This is a genomic window from Cytobacillus citreus (assembly GCF_018343665.1).
GTDB lineage: Bacteria > Bacillota > Bacilli > Bacillales > Cytobacillaceae > Cytobacillus > Cytobacillus citreus.
The window spans coordinates 112732-131003 of record NZ_JAGYPM010000007.1 but is presented as its reverse complement, the minus strand read 5'-3'; the positions used below and the strand labels follow the sequence as shown (position 1 = coordinate 131003).

The window sequence follows — 18272 nt, the reverse complement described above, 5'->3', positions numbered from 1 at the left end:
AATTTATGTGTAATATCGCAAGAAGATTGCTTCATGAATGAAAATATTAGTCAGATTTCACCTTGGGAGAGAAAAATGTGGATAGAGAGAATATGGTCAAATCTGTAGGCAGGGCTCTCGATATTATTATGCTAGTAAGCATGAAAAAGGGAGGACTTGGTGTTACAGAGATCGCTAATCAAATTGATATTAATAAAAGCTCTGTTTATCGAATACTTTCAACACTTGTCCAATATGGATATGTTGAGCAGGATAAAGAAACGGGGCGCTATAAGCTCGGATATAAATTTCTAGAAGTAAGCTCAAGACTGCTGGAATTTATTGATTTAAGGGAAGAAGCAAAGCCGTTTTTGAAAGAGCTTGAAAATGAAACGAATGAAGTCATTCATCTGGTCGTATATGACCAAGGAGAAGTCGTCTATATAGAAAAATTAGATGGCAGTGAAACGCTCAGAATGCATTCTAAGGTAGGAAAGAGAGCCCCAATGCATTGCACATCCGTTGGTAAAGCAATCCTTGCACATCTACCTACAATTGTAGTGACAGAAATTCTTGAACGGAAGGGATTGCCTGTTCATACCGACAAAACGATTACAGATAAAGAAATGTTTATTCAAGAGTTAAATCATGTACGAAAAAATGGCTATGCTTTGGATTTAGAAGAAAATGAGTATGGTATAACATGCATTGCTGTTCCAATATTTGATCATTTAGGAAAGGTGGTCGCAGCTGTCAGTATTTCGGGACCGACGATAAGAATGACGGCCGATCGATTAGAAAAGCTGCATCCAAGAATGATTAACATTGGACGCGATATTTCGGCAAGGCTCGGGCATGTAATAATATAGGGTTAATTTAATATGCTTGATTTACCTCATAAAATGTATAGGTAAATTAGGCATTTTTTTTGATCAAAATGATCCTTTGTAATATTATAAATTTTCAGAATATTATTGATATTCAAACAAATGATTGTATAATAGTACGTAGGCGAAACATTGTGGAAAACGTTGTTTCTTCATAAGCAACAATAGGAATTTTAAGTCTGTCATTATGAAACTGAAAGGGGAAAATGTGTCATGAGTACGGGGATGCTTTCTTTATTATCGCTTTTGCCGATCATAGCAGTTGGAATTTTTCTAGTTGGATTACGATGGCCAGCGAGTAAAGCGATGCCGATTTCTTATTTAATAGCGGTCGGATTAGCTATATTTGTATGGAAGGTACCAGGGGCAAATGTCGCCGCTGCATCGATTAATGGTTTAGTCGTAGCATTTACACTTTTATACATAATTTTCGGTGCAATTCTTCTATTAAATACATTACAGGAAAGCGGCGGTTTGAGTGCTATTCGTCAAGGTTTTACCGATATTTCCAAAGATCGTAGAATCCAAGTGATTATTGTTGCGTGGTTGTTTGGTTCCTTTATTGAAGGTGCATCAGGTTTTGGTACACCAGCAGCAGTGGCAGTTCCGCTTTTGGTAGGACTAGGCTTTCCAGCGATGGCAGCAGTGGTAGCTGGAATGGTTATTCAAAGTACACCGGTTTCATTTGGGGCAGTTGGAACACCCATTTTGGTAGGTGTAGGCACTGGTTTATCAGCAGATGAAACCATTGCAGAGAATGTGGCAGCTCTACTTCCGGTGATAGGAAGCAAGGTGGCATTATTGCATATGATTGCGGGTACACTTGTACCTCTATTTGTAGTCGCCTTAATGACAAGATTTTTTGGGAAAAATAAATCATTTACGGAAGGAATTAAAGTTTGGAAATTTGCCTTATTCGCTTCTTTTGCTATGACAGTACCGTATTTGATTGTGGCAAATACACTTGGACCTGAATTTCCATCTATGATAGGAGGATTAGTTGGTCTTGCAATTGTTGTTTTTGCTGCAAAAAAAGGCTTTCTTATGCCCCCGAAAGAGGAAGCTTGGGATTTTGATGAGAAATCAAAATGGGATCCTGAATGGACTGGTAAGCTAGAAATAAATATTATTCCACATAAAAATGGAAGCATGAGTATGATTCGGGCATGGTTGCCATATATTTTAGTGGGTATATTTTTAGTACTAACTAGATTAAAAACCTTGCCTATAATGGCTTGGTTAAAATCAGTCGTGTTAAAAATTGAGAATATTTTTGGCTCAGGGATAACGGCTAGCTTTGAAATCTTATATTCTCCTGGTACGATCTTTATTCTTGTATCGGCTCTTGCATTTTTTATACACGGCATGGGAGGAAGCGCTTACAAAAGAGCATGGTCACAATCGGCAAAAACAACAGTGGCTGCGTCAACAGCTTTAATTTTTACTGTTCCAATGGTTCAAGTCTTCCTTAATTCTGGGGGTGGGGCTGCAGGGTATGAAAGAATGCCGATTGAATTAGCGAATGGAATTGCAGCTCTCGTAGGGGAATTCTGGCCTATTTTCTCTACCTTCATCGGAGGACTTGGTGCTTTCATCGCTGGCAGTAATACAGTTAGTAATATGATGTTCGCTCTATTCCAATACGATGTCGGTTCACAAATTGGAGTTGATGCAACTTGGATTGTTGCTCTTCAGGCAGTGGGCGGTGCAGCAGGGAATATGATTTGTGTTCATAATGTTGTCGCAGCATCTGCTGTTGTAGGCCTTTATGGCAAAGAAGGAGTTGTTATACGAAAAACATTATTCCCATTTACTTACTATGCCTTATTAGCAGGTTCTGTCGGGTATTCAATTGTTTGGTATTCTCAAAAAGGTATCCTCAATATTGGCTCATTCATTGCAGTTGCCATCGCAGTTTCCGCAGTTTATATTATCGCTACGAATAATAGACGAGGTGAATTTACTTCTCAGTCAAAAATCCTCAAAAGATATAAAAGGTTAAAATCATTTAATCAGTATTAGAAAAACTGTGTGGTCGTCAAGTCCTTTTGGCGAATGCTCAGTTTTTCTTTTGCGGTTTCCTTAGAAACATTTGGGCAGTTATTTCTCATAATATTCTTACTCTGCGTATTAACTGCCAATAATATATATAGTATAATAAGGATATATTTAGAAAATTCAAATGTGTAACCGTTTCCTTTGCATCTTTTTGGAAACCAAGATTGTAATAAGCTCTCTAATTTCTGTTTAGAAATGATTGGACGATATAAATAGGAGGCTAGAAAATGGAAGAGAATGCAAAGGTTAAAACAGTTTGTGGATATTGCGGAACAGGCTGTGGACTTATTCTAGAGGTTGACCAAAATAAAATTGTAAAGATTCGCGGCGACAAAGATGCTCCAGTTAATAAAGGTCAGACTTGTGTAAAAGGATCTTTTGCCTATGAATATGTCCATGCGAATAGCCGATTAACATCACCACTAATCCGTAAAGCTGGTAAGCTTGTGGAAACAACCTGGAATGAGGCATATCAATTTATTGTTGAAAAGCTTAAAGACATTAAGTCTCAGTTTGGTCCTGACGCCATTACTATGTTTGCCACCGCTAGAAGTACGAATGAAGTTAATTATGTGACTCAGAAATTTATGAGAACGGTCATTGGGAGTAATAATATCGATGGCTGTAATCGAACCTGACATGCTCCGAGTGTTGCCGGTCTGGCAACTGTGTTTGGAAGTGGATTTCCTACAAATACTTTAGAAGATTTTGATAAGGCTGAAGTGCTGTTATTAATGGGCTCTAATACAACCGAAGCCCACCCAATTATAGCAAACCGCATGAAAAAAGCTGTAAAATCTGGATTGAAAATTATTGTAATAGACCCTAGAAAGATTGATATGGTAAAGAGCTCTCATCGACATTTACAAATAAATGTCGGCTCGGATATTGCTTTAATGAATGCCATGATCCATGTCATTATTGAAGAGGAATTATATAAACCTAGTTTTATTAATAAATTCACTGTAGATTTTGATACATTAAAAGAGCAAGTGAAAATGTATACTCCAGAATTTGCTGCGAAAATTACTGGGGTAGCTGCTCAAGATATAATTGACACAGCCCGGGAATATGCAAAAGCAGATAAAGCAATGATTGCTTATACTTTAGGTATTACAGAACACCATTGTGGTGTAAACAATGTATTCGATATTGCTAATCTGGCACTTTTAACTGGACATATTGGAAAAGAAGGAAGCGGAATCATGCCATTACGCGGTCAAAATAATGTACAAGGTGCTGGCGATATGGGATGCTTGCCAAATCAGCTTCCTGGTGCAGTTAGCCTGACGAATGACGAATACCGTGGCCGTTTTGAAAAGGCATGGAATGTAAAAATTAATCCTGAATCTGGTGATACGCAAACGAGAGCATTTGAAAATATGGAAAACGGTTCTGTGAAAGCACTTTATTGTATTGGTGAAAATCCGCTTGTCGCTGATGTCCATATGCATCATACAAGGCAATTACTCGAGAAATTAGATCTTTTAATTGTTCAGGATATTTTTCTAACAGAAACTGCTAAACTAGCAGATGTTGTGCTGCCTGCAAGATCCTGGGGTGAGGTTGAAGGGACTTATACAAATACGGACCGGCGAATTCAGCGAGTTCGTAAGGCAGTAGAAGCACATCCAAATACAAAAGATGATTGGGAAATTCTTTGCGACATTTCAACGAGGCTTGGTTACAATATGCACTATAATAGCAGTGAAGAAATTTGGGATGAACTACGTTCGTTAGCTTGGGAAATGTATGGAGGGATGCCTTATTCAAGACTAGAGAAAGAATATAGTCTACATTATCCTTGCCCAGACGAATCCCATCCGGGAACCTTTATACTTCATCAGCGATATCATGATGAAGATGAAACAAGCACTAGACAATCACCATTTGTACCTGTAATGTACACCGAGCCAATCGAGCTCCCGGATGAAGAGTATCCATTCACACTTACAACCGGAAGACGCTATGAATCTTATAATACACATACACAAACAAAGTTCTATGCAAGTGGTGTGAAGATAAAACAGACAGAGGAAACGGCTGATATACATCCTGAGGATGCGACTCGATTAGGTATTGAATCAGGTGATTTAGTTGAAGTAAGTTCGAGAAGGGGTGCTGTAACAGTTAAAGCGAAAGTGACTGATCAGGTTGCTCCTGGCCTTGTATTTATGAGCTTCCATTTTAGTGAGGTTCCAACAAATGTGTTAACCATTAATGAATTCGATCCAATTTCCGGTACTGCAGAATTTAAAGCATGCGCGGTTAAAATAAGAGCACTTCAATAGCAATATAGAAAAAGGAAAAGCGGCTGCCGCTTTTCCTTTTTTCAATATATCCGCCACTTAAAATTATTTTACATACCCTATTCCCATTTCTAAATTTATGTAATATAATCAAACTGTATTAACTGTACTATGAGTCGTAGTACACTGTATACAGATTGGAGGGTTGGTATGTTTGAACTGGATATCAGAAGTCGAAAACCGATATATGAGCAATTGGTTGAACGGCTTAAAGAGCTGATAATAACAGAGGTATTAAAGTCAGATGAACAGCTACCTTCAGTAAGAACGCTGGCCCAACAGCTGACAATTAATCCCAATACGATTCAAAAGGCTTATCGGGAGCTGGAGATACAAGGATATATTTATTCCATTAAAGGAAAAGGAAGTTTTGTCAGCCCTGCCAGTCCTAAGCCAGATACTGAAAAACTATTAAAGGTGAAAAATGAACTAATTAAGCTGCTTTCAGAAGCTATGTACTTAGGAATGACAGTAGATGAATTATTTAAAATCATCAAAGATCTTGAAGCTTCAGTTGGAGGTGGGATGGAAAATGATCAAAATTAGTAATGTTCGGAAGTCATTTGATGAGCTAGAAGCGGTTGAAAATGTAAGCATTAACGTAAATAAAGGTTCTATATATGGACTGCTTGGTTCGAATGGTGCAGGAAAAACAACACTTTTAAAGCTAATAACTGGAATTTACGTTCAAGACGAAGGATTAATTACCATCGAGGACCAACAAGTGTATGAGAATCCAGAAATAAAGAATAAGTTATTTTTTATTCAGGATATACCTTTTTTCCTGCCTCAATATACTGTTAAGCAAATGGCGCAGTTCTATGAAAATATTTATCCGAACTGGGATCAAAAGCGGTATGAAGAGTTGGTGAGGGTATTTGAAATGAATGTTCAAAAGAAAATACATAAATTTTCGAAGGGTATACAAAGACAGGCTGCTTTTATTCTAGGGTTATCAACTAAACCTGATGTGCTAATCCTTGATGAACCGATGGATGGGCTTGATCCAGTAATGCGAAAAAAAGTAAAAAGCCTGTTAATTGAGGATGTAGCTGACCGTGAAATGACAGTTTTAATATCTTCCCATAATTTAAGAGAAGTTGAGGACATATGTGATTTCGTCTGTATTATGCATAAAGGCCGAACGATCATTGAAAAAGAACTGGACGATCTTAAATCAGATACACATAAAATTCAACTTGCATTTAATGGTCCTATCCCTCAAGGAATCTTTGAAAATATTAAAGTTCTGCATAAGGAAAAAAGGGGAAGTATCCTTCTATTCATTTTGAATGGAAAAGAAGAAGAAATTATTGCTGATGTAAAAAAATATAATCCTGTCATATTCGATATCCTTCCTCTTACATTAGATGAAATTTTTATTTATGAAATGGGGGATGTTGGCTATGCAGTCCAAAATATCCTTGGGTAATAGAGAAATTTGGAAGACACTAACAAGAAGTGTCGGCTGGGTCTCTATCATATTTTTTCTTGGTCAATTTATTGCAGTCCCTTTAGAAATATTAATGACATCTTCCTCAGAAGAACATAGGAAATATGTGTATGAAGAAAGTTTATTCCAATTTAATTCTGAAATACAGGTAGCATTAAATATTGCCATTCCTGTTCTGTTAGCAGTATTTTTATTTCGATTTTTACAAGTAAGATCATATAGCGATTTTATGCACAGTCTTCCTATAAAAAGAGAGAGTATTTTTCATCAGTATACGTTAGCGGGTTGTGTTTTTTTAATCCTGCCTAATATTATCAATGCGATCATCATATTTGCCCTATATTTACCTTTGAATTTAGCAGATTTTTTTACGATATCTGAAATTTTTAAATGGTTTGGCATTACGATTATGTTCAATTTGCTTATATATATGGCAGGGGTATTTATAGCGATGATCACGGGGCTTTCTGCTGTTCAAGGTGCTTTAACGTATATTATTCTTTTGCTTCCGATTGGTCTCTTAGTTTTATTAGGATTTAATTTGCCATTTTATCTTTACGGATTTCCTGATCAATATTTCTTGGCAAACAAGATTGAATCGATTTCACCACTTGTCGCACTTACTTATTTAGATCATAGCCCTTTAGGGACAGTTGAAATCATCATTTATATTATACTTATTTTTACTTTCTATGGAATTTCCTTATGGGTGTATAAAAGAAGAAAGCAAGAGGCCGTTTCACAAGCGCTTATTTTTCCACTTCTAAAGCCTGTTTTTAAATATGGAGCAACCTTTTGTACGATGCTGCTAGGTGGCATGTACTTTGGAAAAATGGAAGGAGGCACCTTTTGGCTAATTGCAGGCTATTTATTCGGAGCTATTCTTGGTTATTTTGTCGCGGAAATGGTGCTGCAAAAATCTTGGAGAATCGTAATTCATATAAAAGGGCTCATTAGATACGCTGGTGTAATGGTAATCCTAGTGATTTTATTTCAGTTTGACTTTACACAATATGAAAAAAATGTCCCTTATACGAGTGAAATTGAAAGTGTTCACCTTAGTGATAATTACTATTTTTTTAGCGACAAGAAATCGCCTTATTCTCTTAAGGAACCGGAAAATATTGATTTAGTTAGAAGACTCCATAAGGAGATAGTTTCGAATAAAACCGATAATAAAATGAATAGAGATAATGCCTTTTTTGCCTATGAATTGAAAAATGGTAAGACGCTTGTAAGAAGTTATCAGATCGATAAAAAGGAATATGCTCATTTTTATAAGCTTATTCATGAATCAGATGAATATAAGAGAACGACGAATGAGATTTTCAATGTTAATGTCGATCAGATCGAAAAAATAACCATTCGCCCAGTTGAACCGATTAGCAAAAAAGCAGTCATTGTTGATCCAGAAGATTTGAAGGAAATGCTCTCTATTCTAAAAGAAGAAATAAATCGTGCTACATATGAAGAAACTCAGGATTTTAATGGTCCTAATTCCATTATTGAAATTATGCAAAGGAATGACAAAAACATATCAATGGAATGGCGAGTTTCATATAAGCAGCTCGAACAATGGCTCAGCGAAAAAGGATTGTTGGAGAATGCTAGAGTAAATGCTTCAGATATTTCAAAAATCTATGTTGCTCGGAAGGATGATCTTGAGCTCAATTTTGCTGGAGGATACTCGTATGAAGAGGTATTCGATGAAATGGAAAGTCATTCAAACACATTGAAAATAACGGATAAAAATAAGATTGAAACGATCTTGCAAAATGCTAACAGCTATATCGATGGATCATATGTGGTCGGGTTTTACTATAAAGAGGAAGGTACGATAGAAATAAAAAGCTTTACCGATAAGAATATACCAGATTTCGTAAAACAATATTTTCAATAAGAAATAGAGAGGGAGGAGGATGGGAGTGGAAAATACTTCAGTTGATATGAAGGAAATTTGTGATCTTTATAATAAGCGCCTTTTCCATGTAGCTTACGGTATTACTAGAGATTATTATTTAGCTCAGGATGTTGTACAGGAGACACTAATTAAGGCTTATCTTAAAATTGACACAATCCAAGAAAAAGAGAAAATCGGTGCCTGGCTTTCTGCAATTGCAACAAGAACAGCGATTGACTTTATCCGAAAGGAAAGGAAAACGAATGAAAATCTTGAAGCTTATACGGATTTAGACAATGCCCAGGTAAGAATGAATCAGAATGTAGAGGAGGAAGTGGAGATAAATCTCCTAAATGAAAAAATCAACGATTGTATCAACTCCCTCTCCACTGATCAAAAAAAGGTTTTCATGCTAAAAATTAGACATGGTTTGAAGGAAAGAGAGATCGCAGAATTGCTAGAATTAAATCAAAATACCGTTAAAACTAAATTATACCGAGTCCGTAAGTATTTGAAGGAAATGCTATTGGAAAAGGACTTGGCATAGAAGGATTAAAAGGGTTCAATCGGAATTATGATATTCCAATTGAACCCTTTGTCAGCTAATAAGCCAGAAAGTTTAAGTTTTAATGATTTTATTATCTTTCACAAGCGATGAAGTCACCATCACGGTCTTTTGTTTGATTTGCATCATACAGTTCTTTTGAAATATGTGGCTTATACTTTGTTTTTCCCCCTTTATTTTTAGCTGAAGCTGTTCTTGCGACTCCTCCTGCATAATCTTTATTCAGCTCTTTACAATTTTGATATTTTTTTGCCATTGTTGAAGATTTTGCATCAACAGTACTTGTATTGGCACTGTAAGAAAAACCAATAGCTAATAAAGCTGAAAGGGAAATTGTACCTATTTTTTTCATAAATATTCTCCCGTTATATTATATTTTTACCAATACATCATACTTTATATAGTCGGAATATTCAATAAGAAATAAACTTTTCGTTTTTTAGCCTTATTCTTTTCAGTTTAAGCAGGAGAATATGTTAAGGGAATTGAAATAATTTGAAACAAGTGAAAAAGGGGGAGGCACTTAAATGATTAAACAGGATTGTCGGGCGATTGTTACAGGTGGTGCTTCAGGACTTGGAGAAGCAACAGTAAGAAATATTGTAAAAAATGGAGGAATAGCCTTAATTTTAGATTTATGTATAGAACGTGCACATAGGCTTCAGGAGGAGTTAGGTGAAAGAGTGTTTTTCATGAAAGCGGATGTAACAAATGAAGCTGAGATAAGGTCTGCTATTCAATATGGAATTGAACAGTTTGAGGAAATCAATACGGTCGTTAATTGTGCAGGTATTGGAATTGCTGCTAAGCTTCTTGGTCGCAAAGGAGTGCATGAGCTAGAAAAGTTTTCAAAGGTGATATCGATCAATTTAATTGGAACCTTCAATGTTATTAGATTAGCTTCAGAAGTCATGGTCAAGAATGTACCGAATGAGAATGGAGAAAGAGGAGTCATTATCAATACAGCCTCCGTAGCTGCCTTTGAAGGACAAATTGGCCAGGCAGCCTATAGTGCATCAAAAGGCGGAGTTGTTAGTATGACTTTACCATTGGCAAGGGAGCTAGCAATGTATGGGATTCGGGTAATGACGATTGCACCAGGTTTATTTCATACACCAATGTTTGATTCCTTGCCAGAAGAAGCAAGAATTTCACTGGGAAAAATGACTCCATTTCCGCAAAGACTTGGGAATCCAGAAGAGTATGCCATCCTAGTAGAAAGCATCATTCAAAATCCAATGCTGAATGGTGAAACGATTCGTCTAGATGGTGCAATTCGAATGCAGCCAAAATAAAAAATATTAAAAATGAAAGTTTTTAATTGTTTAAGCAAATCATTTCTTGCAATCAGATTGTGTCTAAAAAATGAATTCTGAATGTTCTGTATATAATTAATAGATGTTTTAGAAATATTTTTTTAACCAATTTATCTATTGAAAGGGGAAGCCAATGATCGCACCATATTTAAATGAAGAGCATGATATATTTCGCAAATCACTGCGTAAATTTTCTATGTCCTGATATTGATGAGAAATATGGCGGTAGCGTAGTGGATTGGGGATTTTCTGTAGTGATTAATGAAGAGCTTGAGAATTGCAGCGGAGGAAATGCTGAAAATGACAGTGGAATATGTTAAAAGCAGGCAGGCATTTGGAAAAACGATTAGTCAATTTCAAAACAGTCAATTCAAAATAGCCGAAATGGCAACAGATATTGAAATGGGAAGAGCCTTTCTCGATCAATTGATAATGGAGCATACGAAAGGAAGGGATATCGTTACCAAAGTATCGATGGCGAAATGGAAGCTAACGGATCAAGCGAAGCGAATTGTCGCAGAATCCCTTCAGCTTCATGGAGGGTATGGATATATGGAAGAATACGAGATTGCAAGAAGGTATCGCGATATCCCTGTTGCAAGTATTTATGCAGGTACAAATGAAATCATGAAAAGCATTATTGCTAAAAACTTAGGACTATAGAGAGGAGAAAGATCATGCGTGAGGCTGTCATTATTGAAGGGGTACGTACACCGGTAGGACGAAGAAATGGATTATTAAAGGATTATCGGGCAGATGATCTTGCAGCTTATATTTTGAGGGTTATAGTAAATCGGGTGGGTATCGATCCAGTTATTGTAGATGATGTGATTCTCGGTTGTGTATCTCAAATTGGGGAACAGAGTGGAGATATTGCTAGAGTTGCTGCCTTAATAGCAGGATTTCCAATTGAAGTTCCAGGAACGACGATTGACAGGCAATGCGGATCAAGCCAGCAGGCAGTCCATTTTGCCGCTCAAGCAATCCTTTCAGGAGATATGGATGTCGTCATTGCTGGTGGTGTGGAAAATATGTCACGGGTACCAATCGGATCAAGTTATCAAGGGGTTCCATTTAGTGAGAAATTAATGAGCCAGCATGAAATTATTCATCAAGGCTTATCCGCAGAAAGAATAGCTGAAAAATACGGCTTTACCCGCAAGGAATTAGATCAATATTCATTTGAAAGCCATGAAAAAGCTTTGAAGGCACAGGCTGAAGGGTATTTTTCAAAGGAAATTGCTCTTATTGAATTTACGTTGCCGGATGGTGAAAAAATTACCGTCTCTGAAGATTCGGGACCGAGAATAGGATCCACAGTAGAAGCTCTTGCGGGATTAAAAACGGTTTTTAAAGAAGACGGAGTGATTCATGCAGGAAATTCTAGTCAAATCAGTGATGGTGCAGCAGCCATATTAATAATGTCCCATGATAAAGCCAAAGAGCTTGGGCTAAAGCCAAGGTTTCGCATAATAGCAAGAACGGTTGTCGGCTCAGATCCAACACTCATGCTCACCGGACCAATTCCAGCAACTGAAAAGGTACTTAAGAAGGCTGGATTATCGATTGAGGATATTGATATCTTCGAAGTGAATGAGGCTTTTGCGCCAGTACCGCTAGCTTGGCTAAAGGAAACAGGAGCTGATCCTGCCAAGCTAAATCCAAATGGAGGAGCAATCGCACTTGGCCATCCCCTTGGTGCCAGTGGTGCAAGGCTGATGGTAACGATGATGCATGAGCTAGAACGGACAGGTGGAAGATATGGGCTTCAAACGATGTGTGAGGGTCACGGGATGGCAAATGCAACCATTATTGAGCGCTTAGATTAATCTATTTAGAATTTCCATAATAAATAATATTGAAGGAGGAAAACTGGATGACAATAACAATCGGAAAAATATTTGACTTAACAGTAGCTAAATTTCCTAACAAGGAAGCTTTATATGATGTGAAAAAGAATTTAAGGTTCACGTTTAAAGAATGGAGTCTTGAAGTGAATAAGCTAGCCAATGCATTTTTGCAAGAAGGTGTTAAAAAAGGAGATATCGTATCCACCTATTTATTCAACACTGAGGAATTAGCAACTGTATTTTTTGCCTGTGCAAAAATGGGAGCCATATTTAATCCGATTAATTTCCGATTGATGTCTGAAGAAGTCGCGTATATTCTTTCAGATGCACAACCAAAAATTGTCATTTATGAAAAAATGCTTGAATCAGGTATTAGTCCAATTACTAAACGTTTTCCGCAAACATCCTTCTGGGCGATAGATGGTGATGTTTCTTCATATGCTGTAAGTTATAAAGAGAAAGTATCTGCTGCTCCAAGTACTGAAATAATGACAGAAATACATGAAAATGATGTCTATGCCATTATGTATACGAGCGGCACAACCGGCAGGCCAAAAGGAGTCGTTCACCGTCACCGCGAAATGGTTGAGCACAGCTTAATTTGTATTAGTGCGACAAAACTAGATAAAAATGATAATGGGCTCGTTATCGCACCGATGTTTCATTGTGCTGAATTACACTGTGCGTTTTTACCGCGTGTACATGTCGGTGCAAAAAGTACAATCCTCCATCATTTTGACCCTAAAGAAGTGCTTCAATTAATTAATGATGAGAAAATTACAAAGTTCTTTGCCGCACCGACAATGTGGAATATGCTTCTGCAAGAAGATCTTGAGGAATATCAGCTAGAAAGCTTAAAGCTAGGACTTTATGGAGCTGCTCCAATGGCGCCAACTCTCGTCAAGGCATGTAGAGAAAAATTAGGAATTCAACTCGTGCAGGCTTATGGTATGACGGAAATGGGTCCAGCTATTTCATTTCTGACTGAAGATGATCAGATTAGGAAAGCTGGATCGGCCGGTCAAGCTTGCCTTAATCATGAAATTAGAATTGTTCGGCCAAGTGAGGATGGTCCTTCAGATCCAAATGATACTGTCCCGATTGGTGAGTCAGGAGAAATAATTGTAAAAGGTCCATGCATGATGGGCGGATATTATAATAGAAAAGAAACTACCGAGAACGCCTTATATAGTGGCTGGTATCATTCTGGAGACATTGGCTACCTTGATGATGAAGGTTATTTATGGGTGAAAGATCGGGTAGATGACATGATTATTAGCGGGGGAGAGAATATTTACCCACGAGAAGTTGAAGATGTTCTATACACACTTAGTGGTGTATTGGATGTAGCAGTCATTGGTCAGCCAGACGATCGCTGGGGCGAGACAGTAACGGCATTCGTGGTGAAAAAAGATCCAAGTCTTTCGGAGAAGGATCTCGACGATTGCTGTAAAAATAGTATGGAGCTGGCTAATTACAAGAGACCGCGAAAATATATTTTTTGCGATGTTCTGCCTAGAAATGCGAGCGGAAAAATTCAGAAGTTCATGCTTAGAAAGCAACTTGAGGAATTATTTTTAAATGAACAACAATAGTATAGGCACCGATTTATTACAGGGTGTAAGAATCATTCATTTTCAATTTATCCGAGTCTTAATAGGTGCTCCATTATAAGACGAACATAAAAATGAAATTTTAACATGACTGCTGTAAGAGTAATCATACAAAAAGGAATCAATTTAATCTAGAAAGTATCGGATATTCCGATGCTTTTTTAATAATTTATGTATTGTTTAATCAAGTAAAGAAAAAAGTGTTATAATCTTTATTGGCTAGTAAGAAAGTTAAAGTTTTTTTAACGTACTAAAGTGAATGAGTGGTTATAATGAAATTATTGATGTAAGATCGCATAAGAAAACTAAGGCATACGCCAAAAAGGACTTGGCATTCGCCAAGTTTTTCTAAGCTAAAATGAAGGTTTAAGTTTATTAACGTACTAAAGTAAAATGTGTGTTCAATTAAAAATCTGCTAAAAAGATCGCATAAGAAAAACTAAGGCATATGCCAAAAAGGACTTGGCATTCGCCAAGTTTTTCTAATAGTAAATTGATATTGGGTGAAAATAACATAATTAGATATGATTAAGAAAATTAATTAGGAGAGAAAAAATGCCAGTGCGAATAAAAAAAGCAATCCCAAACATGCTTACACTTGGAAATTTATATTGTGGTTTTTTATCAATTGGATTTGCGGCAAATGGCCAGTTTAACAATGCAGCTATATTAATTTTAATAGGTATGATGCTGGACAGTATGGACGGTAGACTTGCTAGAATGTTAAATGCTGACAGTCAATTAGGGAAAGAACTGGATTCTTTAGCAGATATCGTTACTTTTGGAGTGGCTCCATCATTTTTAATTTTTTATACATATTTTTATCAATTTGGGATGATAGGATTTTTCATCGCAGGGTTATTCCCATTATTCGGGGCATTCCGTTTGGCAAGGTTTAACATTAGTTCAACTAAATCCTCGATGAACTATTTTGTTGGTGTACCTATAACCGCGGCTGGTGGAATTTTAGCCATTCTTACTTTATTTGGAGATAAAATACCTCAAATAATCACAACAGTTGTTTTTACAGGAATGTGTTTTTTAATGGTAAGCAAAATTAGAATCCCAAGCCTAAAAGAAATTCCTTTACCAAAGTACGGTACAATCGTAACAATCTTTCTCGGCTGTCTGCTTTATATTATTTACGAAACAGGTACACATGGTCAGTTTCCATATTTAATTTATATTGCTGCTCCGCTTTATATTGCTTATTTAGCTTATCGATTTGTAAAAGGCAAGAATAAAAAACATGAATAACCTATTAATTAACAGAAAAAATCATTTTAAACAGTAATTAATAATGAACTGAATCGTAGAGAGTGAGACATTTTTGTCTCGCTCTTATTTTATTTTGATAAAAATTTCTATGATCTATTTCCACAAAATTATTTGTAAAAATAATTTACAGAAAATTAAATTATTGACTAATAAAATAATTCGTATTATTCTAATAAATATGTTATGCATACTGTATACCGTCGACGAAAAGAGGAATATATGACAAAGAAAATTATTAGAAGAGATACTTTATTAGATCAGGTTTATGAATATTTACGAGATCAAATTGTTTCAGGTGGTATTGAACCAGGTCAGAGATTGATAGAAGAGAAAATTGCTGAAGAACTAGGGGTCAGCCGCAGTCCGGTTCGTGAGGCTATTCGGAGGTTAGAGAAGGATGGACTAGTTGTTGAACAGGTTCAAGGTGGAGTCACTGTATATAATCCAACAATGAAAGATTATCAATTCTTATTCGAATGTAGAATCGAGCTTGAGCCACTAGCTGCCATGTATGCTGCCGAAAGAAGGACTGAAAAACATATAGAAGAGATGGAATACATATTAAATATTTCAACAGTTGAGGTAAAAGAAAACAATATGAAAAAAATTCACGAATTAAATCAAAGATTTCACCAAATTATTGTGGAATCGAGCGAAAATCCTTTCTTAATTAAAATGATTACTGAGTTGAGGGGAGTTATAAGTTTTTATAGAAGCTCCATTTTAGAAATTAATCCTATGAGAAAGGAGACGGCCCTTAGGGACCATTACAATATTTTTCTTGCGATTAAAGAACAAAACAAGGAAAAAGCCAAACAAAATATGAGGAAGCATCTTGAAGCAGATTATCAGCTTTACTTAGGATAAACGGGGGTAAATGCAAGTATTCCCTCAGATTTATGCCCAATTATGTAAAACGGAAAAGTAGCAGCTAGGAGGGAGAAGATCAAATTGGCAAAAAAAATGCCTCTTGAAGGTATAAGAGTATTAGAGTTAGGCAATTTAGTTGCCGCGCCTTTTGCAGGTAAAATATTCGCAGAATTTGGCGCAGAAGTTATAAAAGTGGAAGAGCCAAAAAAAGGAGACCCACTCAGAAATTGGAGAATCATGCATGGAGATAATTCAGTTTGGTGGTATGTCCAAGCAAGAAATAAAAAATCAATTACCATTAATTTACGGGATCAACAAGGGCAGGAAATAGTTAAAAAGCTTGCTGGTGAAGTAGATGTTGTTCTAGAAAATTTTCGCCCAGGTACGTTGGAGAAATGGGGGATTGGCTACGAACATTTAAGTGAAATTAACCCAAGTCTGATAATGACAAGAATATCTGGTTATGGCCAAACGGGACCTTATAGCCACAAGCCTGGTTTCGGAAGTGTCGCTGAAGCGTTTGGAGGTTTAAGATTTTTAACTGGTTATCCTGATAGACCACCCGTAAGAGTAGGAATTGCAATAGGAGATTTAGTAGCAGGACTTTATGCTGTTATCGGAACAATTATGGCGGTAAGAGCACGTGACAATGATCCTGAGAAGAAAGGTCAGCTAATTGATGTTGCGCTATATGAGGCTGTCTTTAGTTTACTAGAAGGAATCCTTCCGGAATACGATTTAACAGGATTAATCCGTGAAAGAACTGGCAGTACTTTACCTGGAATAGCACCATCGAATACTTATGAATGCGCTGACGGTAGGTATTTAGTCATTGGGGCTAATGGAGATAGCATTTTTCAGCGTTTAATGAAAACGATGGGGAGAGAAGATTTAGCAAATGATCCTAAGTTAGCAAACAATCAAGGGCGTGCTGACAATGTTGAGTTCATTGACAAAACAATTGAAGAATGGACTAAACAACGTCCTCTTAAAGAAGTTCAAAAATTACTAGATGATGCTTCAGTACCAGTAGGCCCGATTTATAGTATTAAGGATATTGTTAAAGATGAACAATATAAGTCTAGAAAAATGCTGGAACCAATCGAGCTTCCGACTGGCGAAACAGTACTAGCACCTGGCGTAGTGCCTAAATTATCAGAAACTCCTGGTAATCTGAAATGGATCGGCCCTACGCTAGGTGAGCATAACGAAGAAATTTTTAAAGATTTAATTAATATGGATGCTAATGAAATTGCGAAATTAAAGCAGTCGGGGGTTATATAAATGGGGGAGATTTCCATTATCGAAGTTAGTCCTCGCGATGGTTTGCAAAATGATGCGGTATTTATACCAACCGTTAAAAAGATTAAATTGATCTATTTATTAGCTGAAGCTGGTATTAATCATATCGAAGCAAGCTCATTTGTTCATCCTAAGAAGGTTCCTCAAATGGCAGATGCTGAAGAAGTGATTAAATCATGTTCTGTATTAAATGATACTGAAATCACTGCCCTTATTCCGAATGTAAAAGGCTTTGAGCGTGCAACCAAATTCCCAATTAACGAAGTGAATTGGGTAACTGCTGCGACCGAAACATTCAATCAGCGCAATATTGGGATAAGCATTGAAGATAATTTTAAAGAGTTTACTAAATTAAAAGATAAAACGGATCAGACCAAAATAAAAATGTGCTTTTCAATCGCAGTTAGCTTTGGCTGTCCATATGAAGGTAAAGTGAATCCGGATGTAGTCCTAAAATTAGTAGAGCGAGCAGTAGAAGCAGGTGCTGATCGGATTGGTATTGCAGATACGATTGGTATCGCTGATCCAGAGCAAACATATCAATTGCTTTCCCGTGTATTAGAAGTAACTGGGAAGACACCTGTTGCTATTCATCTTCACGATACGAGAGGTCTTGGTCTTACAAACGCATACGCAGCATTCAATGCAGGCGTTAGAATTTTCGAAACGTCAGCTAGTGGTATTGGCGGCTGCCCTTTTGCACCTGGAGCAGCAGGGAATCTCGCTACAGAGGATTTAGTTTATATGTTTAATAGAATGTCGATAGATACGGGTATAAATTTTGAACGTTTATTGGATGCAGCTGACTATGCAGCAAGTTTATCTAGTAATGCCCCGCTTGGAAGAATACGCCAAGTAGTAAGAATAAAATAATATAAGGGTTGGGATTAGG

At 36.8% G+C, this 18272-nt stretch carries 15 protein-coding genes and 1 pseudogene; 15 read left to right on the top strand and 1 reads right to left on the bottom strand.

Annotation, left to right across the window (positions count from 1 at the left end; translation table 11 throughout):
- Positions 1 to 77 precede the first annotated feature (77 nt).
- From KHA94_RS23040 to KHA94_RS23005, 7 genes are all read left to right on the top strand, one after another.
- Positions 78 to 848: an IclR family transcriptional regulator gene (locus KHA94_RS23040; protein ID WP_213104436.1), complete on the top strand. Its 771-nt coding sequence runs from the start codon at positions 78 to 80 to the stop codon at positions 846 to 848.
- A gap of 231 nt (positions 849 to 1079) precedes the next feature.
- Positions 1080 to 2888 (top strand): L-lactate permease, encoded by a 1809-nt coding sequence (locus KHA94_RS23035; protein WP_213104435.1) that lies wholly within the window; start codon positions 1080 to 1082, stop codon positions 2886 to 2888.
- Between the two features lie 263 nt (positions 2889 to 3151).
- A complete protein-coding gene (fdhF, locus tag KHA94_RS23025) occupies positions 3152 to 5215 on the top strand; it encodes a formate dehydrogenase subunit alpha (RefSeq protein WP_249365700.1) in 2064 nt (687 codons plus the stop codon).
- A gap of 168 nt (positions 5216 to 5383) precedes the next feature.
- Positions 5384 to 5779 carry a GntR family transcriptional regulator gene (locus KHA94_RS23020; RefSeq protein ID WP_213104432.1) on the top strand — a complete coding sequence of 132 codons (396 nt, stop codon included), beginning with the start codon at positions 5384 to 5386 and terminating at the stop codon, positions 5777 to 5779.
- Complete coding sequence (locus KHA94_RS23015; RefSeq protein WP_213104431.1) at positions 5766 to 6665, top strand: ABC transporter ATP-binding protein; 900 nt, start codon at positions 5766 to 5768, stop codon at positions 6663 to 6665. The genes KHA94_RS23020 and KHA94_RS23015 overlap by 14 nt, the downstream gene beginning before the upstream one ends.
- Entirely contained in the window at positions 6640 to 8586 is a 1947-nt protein-coding gene (locus tag KHA94_RS23010) for a DUF6449 domain-containing protein (protein ID WP_249365699.1), read from the top strand. The genes KHA94_RS23015 and KHA94_RS23010 overlap by 26 nt, the downstream gene beginning before the upstream one ends.
- A gap of 25 nt (positions 8587 to 8611) precedes the next feature.
- On the top strand, positions 8612 to 9133 hold the full coding sequence (locus KHA94_RS23005) for an RNA polymerase sigma factor (RefSeq protein WP_338030864.1): 522 nt from the start codon (positions 8612 to 8614) through the stop codon (positions 9131 to 9133).
- 91 nt (positions 9134 to 9224) lie between these two features.
- On the opposite strand, the gene KHA94_RS23000 is transcribed toward KHA94_RS23005, so the two are convergent.
- On the bottom strand, positions 9225 to 9503 hold the full coding sequence (locus tag KHA94_RS23000) for an excalibur calcium-binding domain-containing protein (RefSeq protein WP_213104428.1): 279 nt from the start codon (positions 9501 to 9503) through the stop codon (positions 9225 to 9227).
- A 175-nt stretch (positions 9504 to 9678) separates the two neighbouring features.
- Between KHA94_RS23000 and KHA94_RS22995 the strand changes: the two genes are divergently transcribed.
- The 8 genes and pseudogenes from KHA94_RS22995 (at position 9679) to KHA94_RS22960 (ending at position 18253) form a co-directional block, all read left to right on the top strand.
- Positions 9679 to 10446: a 3-hydroxyacyl-CoA dehydrogenase gene (locus tag KHA94_RS22995; protein ID WP_213104427.1), complete on the top strand. Its 768-nt coding sequence runs from the start codon at positions 9679 to 9681 to the stop codon at positions 10444 to 10446.
- A gap of 294 nt (positions 10447 to 10740) precedes the next feature.
- Positions 10741 to 11130 (top strand): annotated as a pseudogene (locus KHA94_RS22990) (acyl-CoA dehydrogenase family protein); the annotation flags it as partial.
- A gap of 14 nt (positions 11131 to 11144) precedes the next feature.
- Positions 11145 to 12296 (top strand): thiolase family protein, encoded by a 1152-nt coding sequence (locus tag KHA94_RS22985; protein ID WP_213104426.1) that lies wholly within the window; start codon positions 11145 to 11147, stop codon positions 12294 to 12296.
- Positions 12297 to 12343: 47 nt separating this feature from the next.
- Positions 12344 to 13912, top strand: coding sequence for a fatty acid--CoA ligase (locus KHA94_RS22980; RefSeq protein WP_213104425.1), 1569 nt, complete (start codon positions 12344 to 12346; stop codon positions 13910 to 13912).
- Positions 13913 to 14491: 579 nt separating this feature from the next.
- Entirely contained in the window at positions 14492 to 15187 is a 696-nt protein-coding gene (gene pssA, locus KHA94_RS22975) for a CDP-diacylglycerol--serine O-phosphatidyltransferase (protein ID WP_213104473.1), read from the top strand.
- Positions 15188 to 15427: 240 nt separating this feature from the next.
- Entirely contained in the window at positions 15428 to 16075 is a 648-nt protein-coding gene (locus tag KHA94_RS22970) for a GntR family transcriptional regulator (protein WP_213104424.1), read from the top strand.
- Positions 16076 to 16159: 84 nt separating this feature from the next.
- Positions 16160 to 17362 (top strand): CaiB/BaiF CoA transferase family protein, encoded by a 1203-nt coding sequence (locus tag KHA94_RS22965; protein ID WP_213104423.1) that lies wholly within the window; start codon positions 16160 to 16162, stop codon positions 17360 to 17362.
- Positions 17363 to 18253, top strand: coding sequence for a hydroxymethylglutaryl-CoA lyase (locus KHA94_RS22960; RefSeq protein WP_213104422.1), 891 nt, complete (start codon positions 17363 to 17365; stop codon positions 18251 to 18253).
- Positions 18254 to 18272 lie beyond the last annotated feature (19 nt).

Coding starts and splice junctions, on each gene's coding strand:
- KHA94_RS22980 (WP_213104425.1), top strand. CDS start 12,344: ATGACAATAACAATCGGAAAAATATTTGACTTAACAGTAGCTAAATTT.
- KHA94_RS22960 (WP_213104422.1), top strand. CDS start 17,363: ATGGGGGAGATTTCCATTATCGAAGTTAGTCCTCGCGATGGTTTGCAA.
- KHA94_RS23035 (WP_213104435.1), top strand. CDS start 1,080: ATGAGTACGGGGATGCTTTCTTTATTATCGCTTTTGCCGATCATAGCA.
- KHA94_RS22995 (WP_213104427.1), top strand. CDS start 9,679: ATGATTAAACAGGATTGTCGGGCGATTGTTACAGGTGGTGCTTCAGGA.
- KHA94_RS23000 (WP_213104428.1), bottom strand. CDS start 9,503: ATGAAAAAAATAGGTACAATTTCCCTTTCAGCTTTATTAGCTATTGGT.
- KHA94_RS22970 (WP_213104424.1), top strand. CDS start 15,428: ATGACAAAGAAAATTATTAGAAGAGATACTTTATTAGATCAGGTTTAT.
- KHA94_RS22985 (WP_213104426.1), top strand. CDS start 11,145: ATGCGTGAGGCTGTCATTATTGAAGGGGTACGTACACCGGTAGGACGA.
- KHA94_RS23015 (WP_213104431.1), top strand. CDS start 5,766: ATGATCAAAATTAGTAATGTTCGGAAGTCATTTGATGAGCTAGAAGCG.
- KHA94_RS23020 (WP_213104432.1), top strand. CDS start 5,384: ATGTTTGAACTGGATATCAGAAGTCGAAAACCGATATATGAGCAATTG.
- KHA94_RS23010 (WP_249365699.1), top strand. CDS start 6,640: ATGCAGTCCAAAATATCCTTGGGTAATAGAGAAATTTGGAAGACACTA.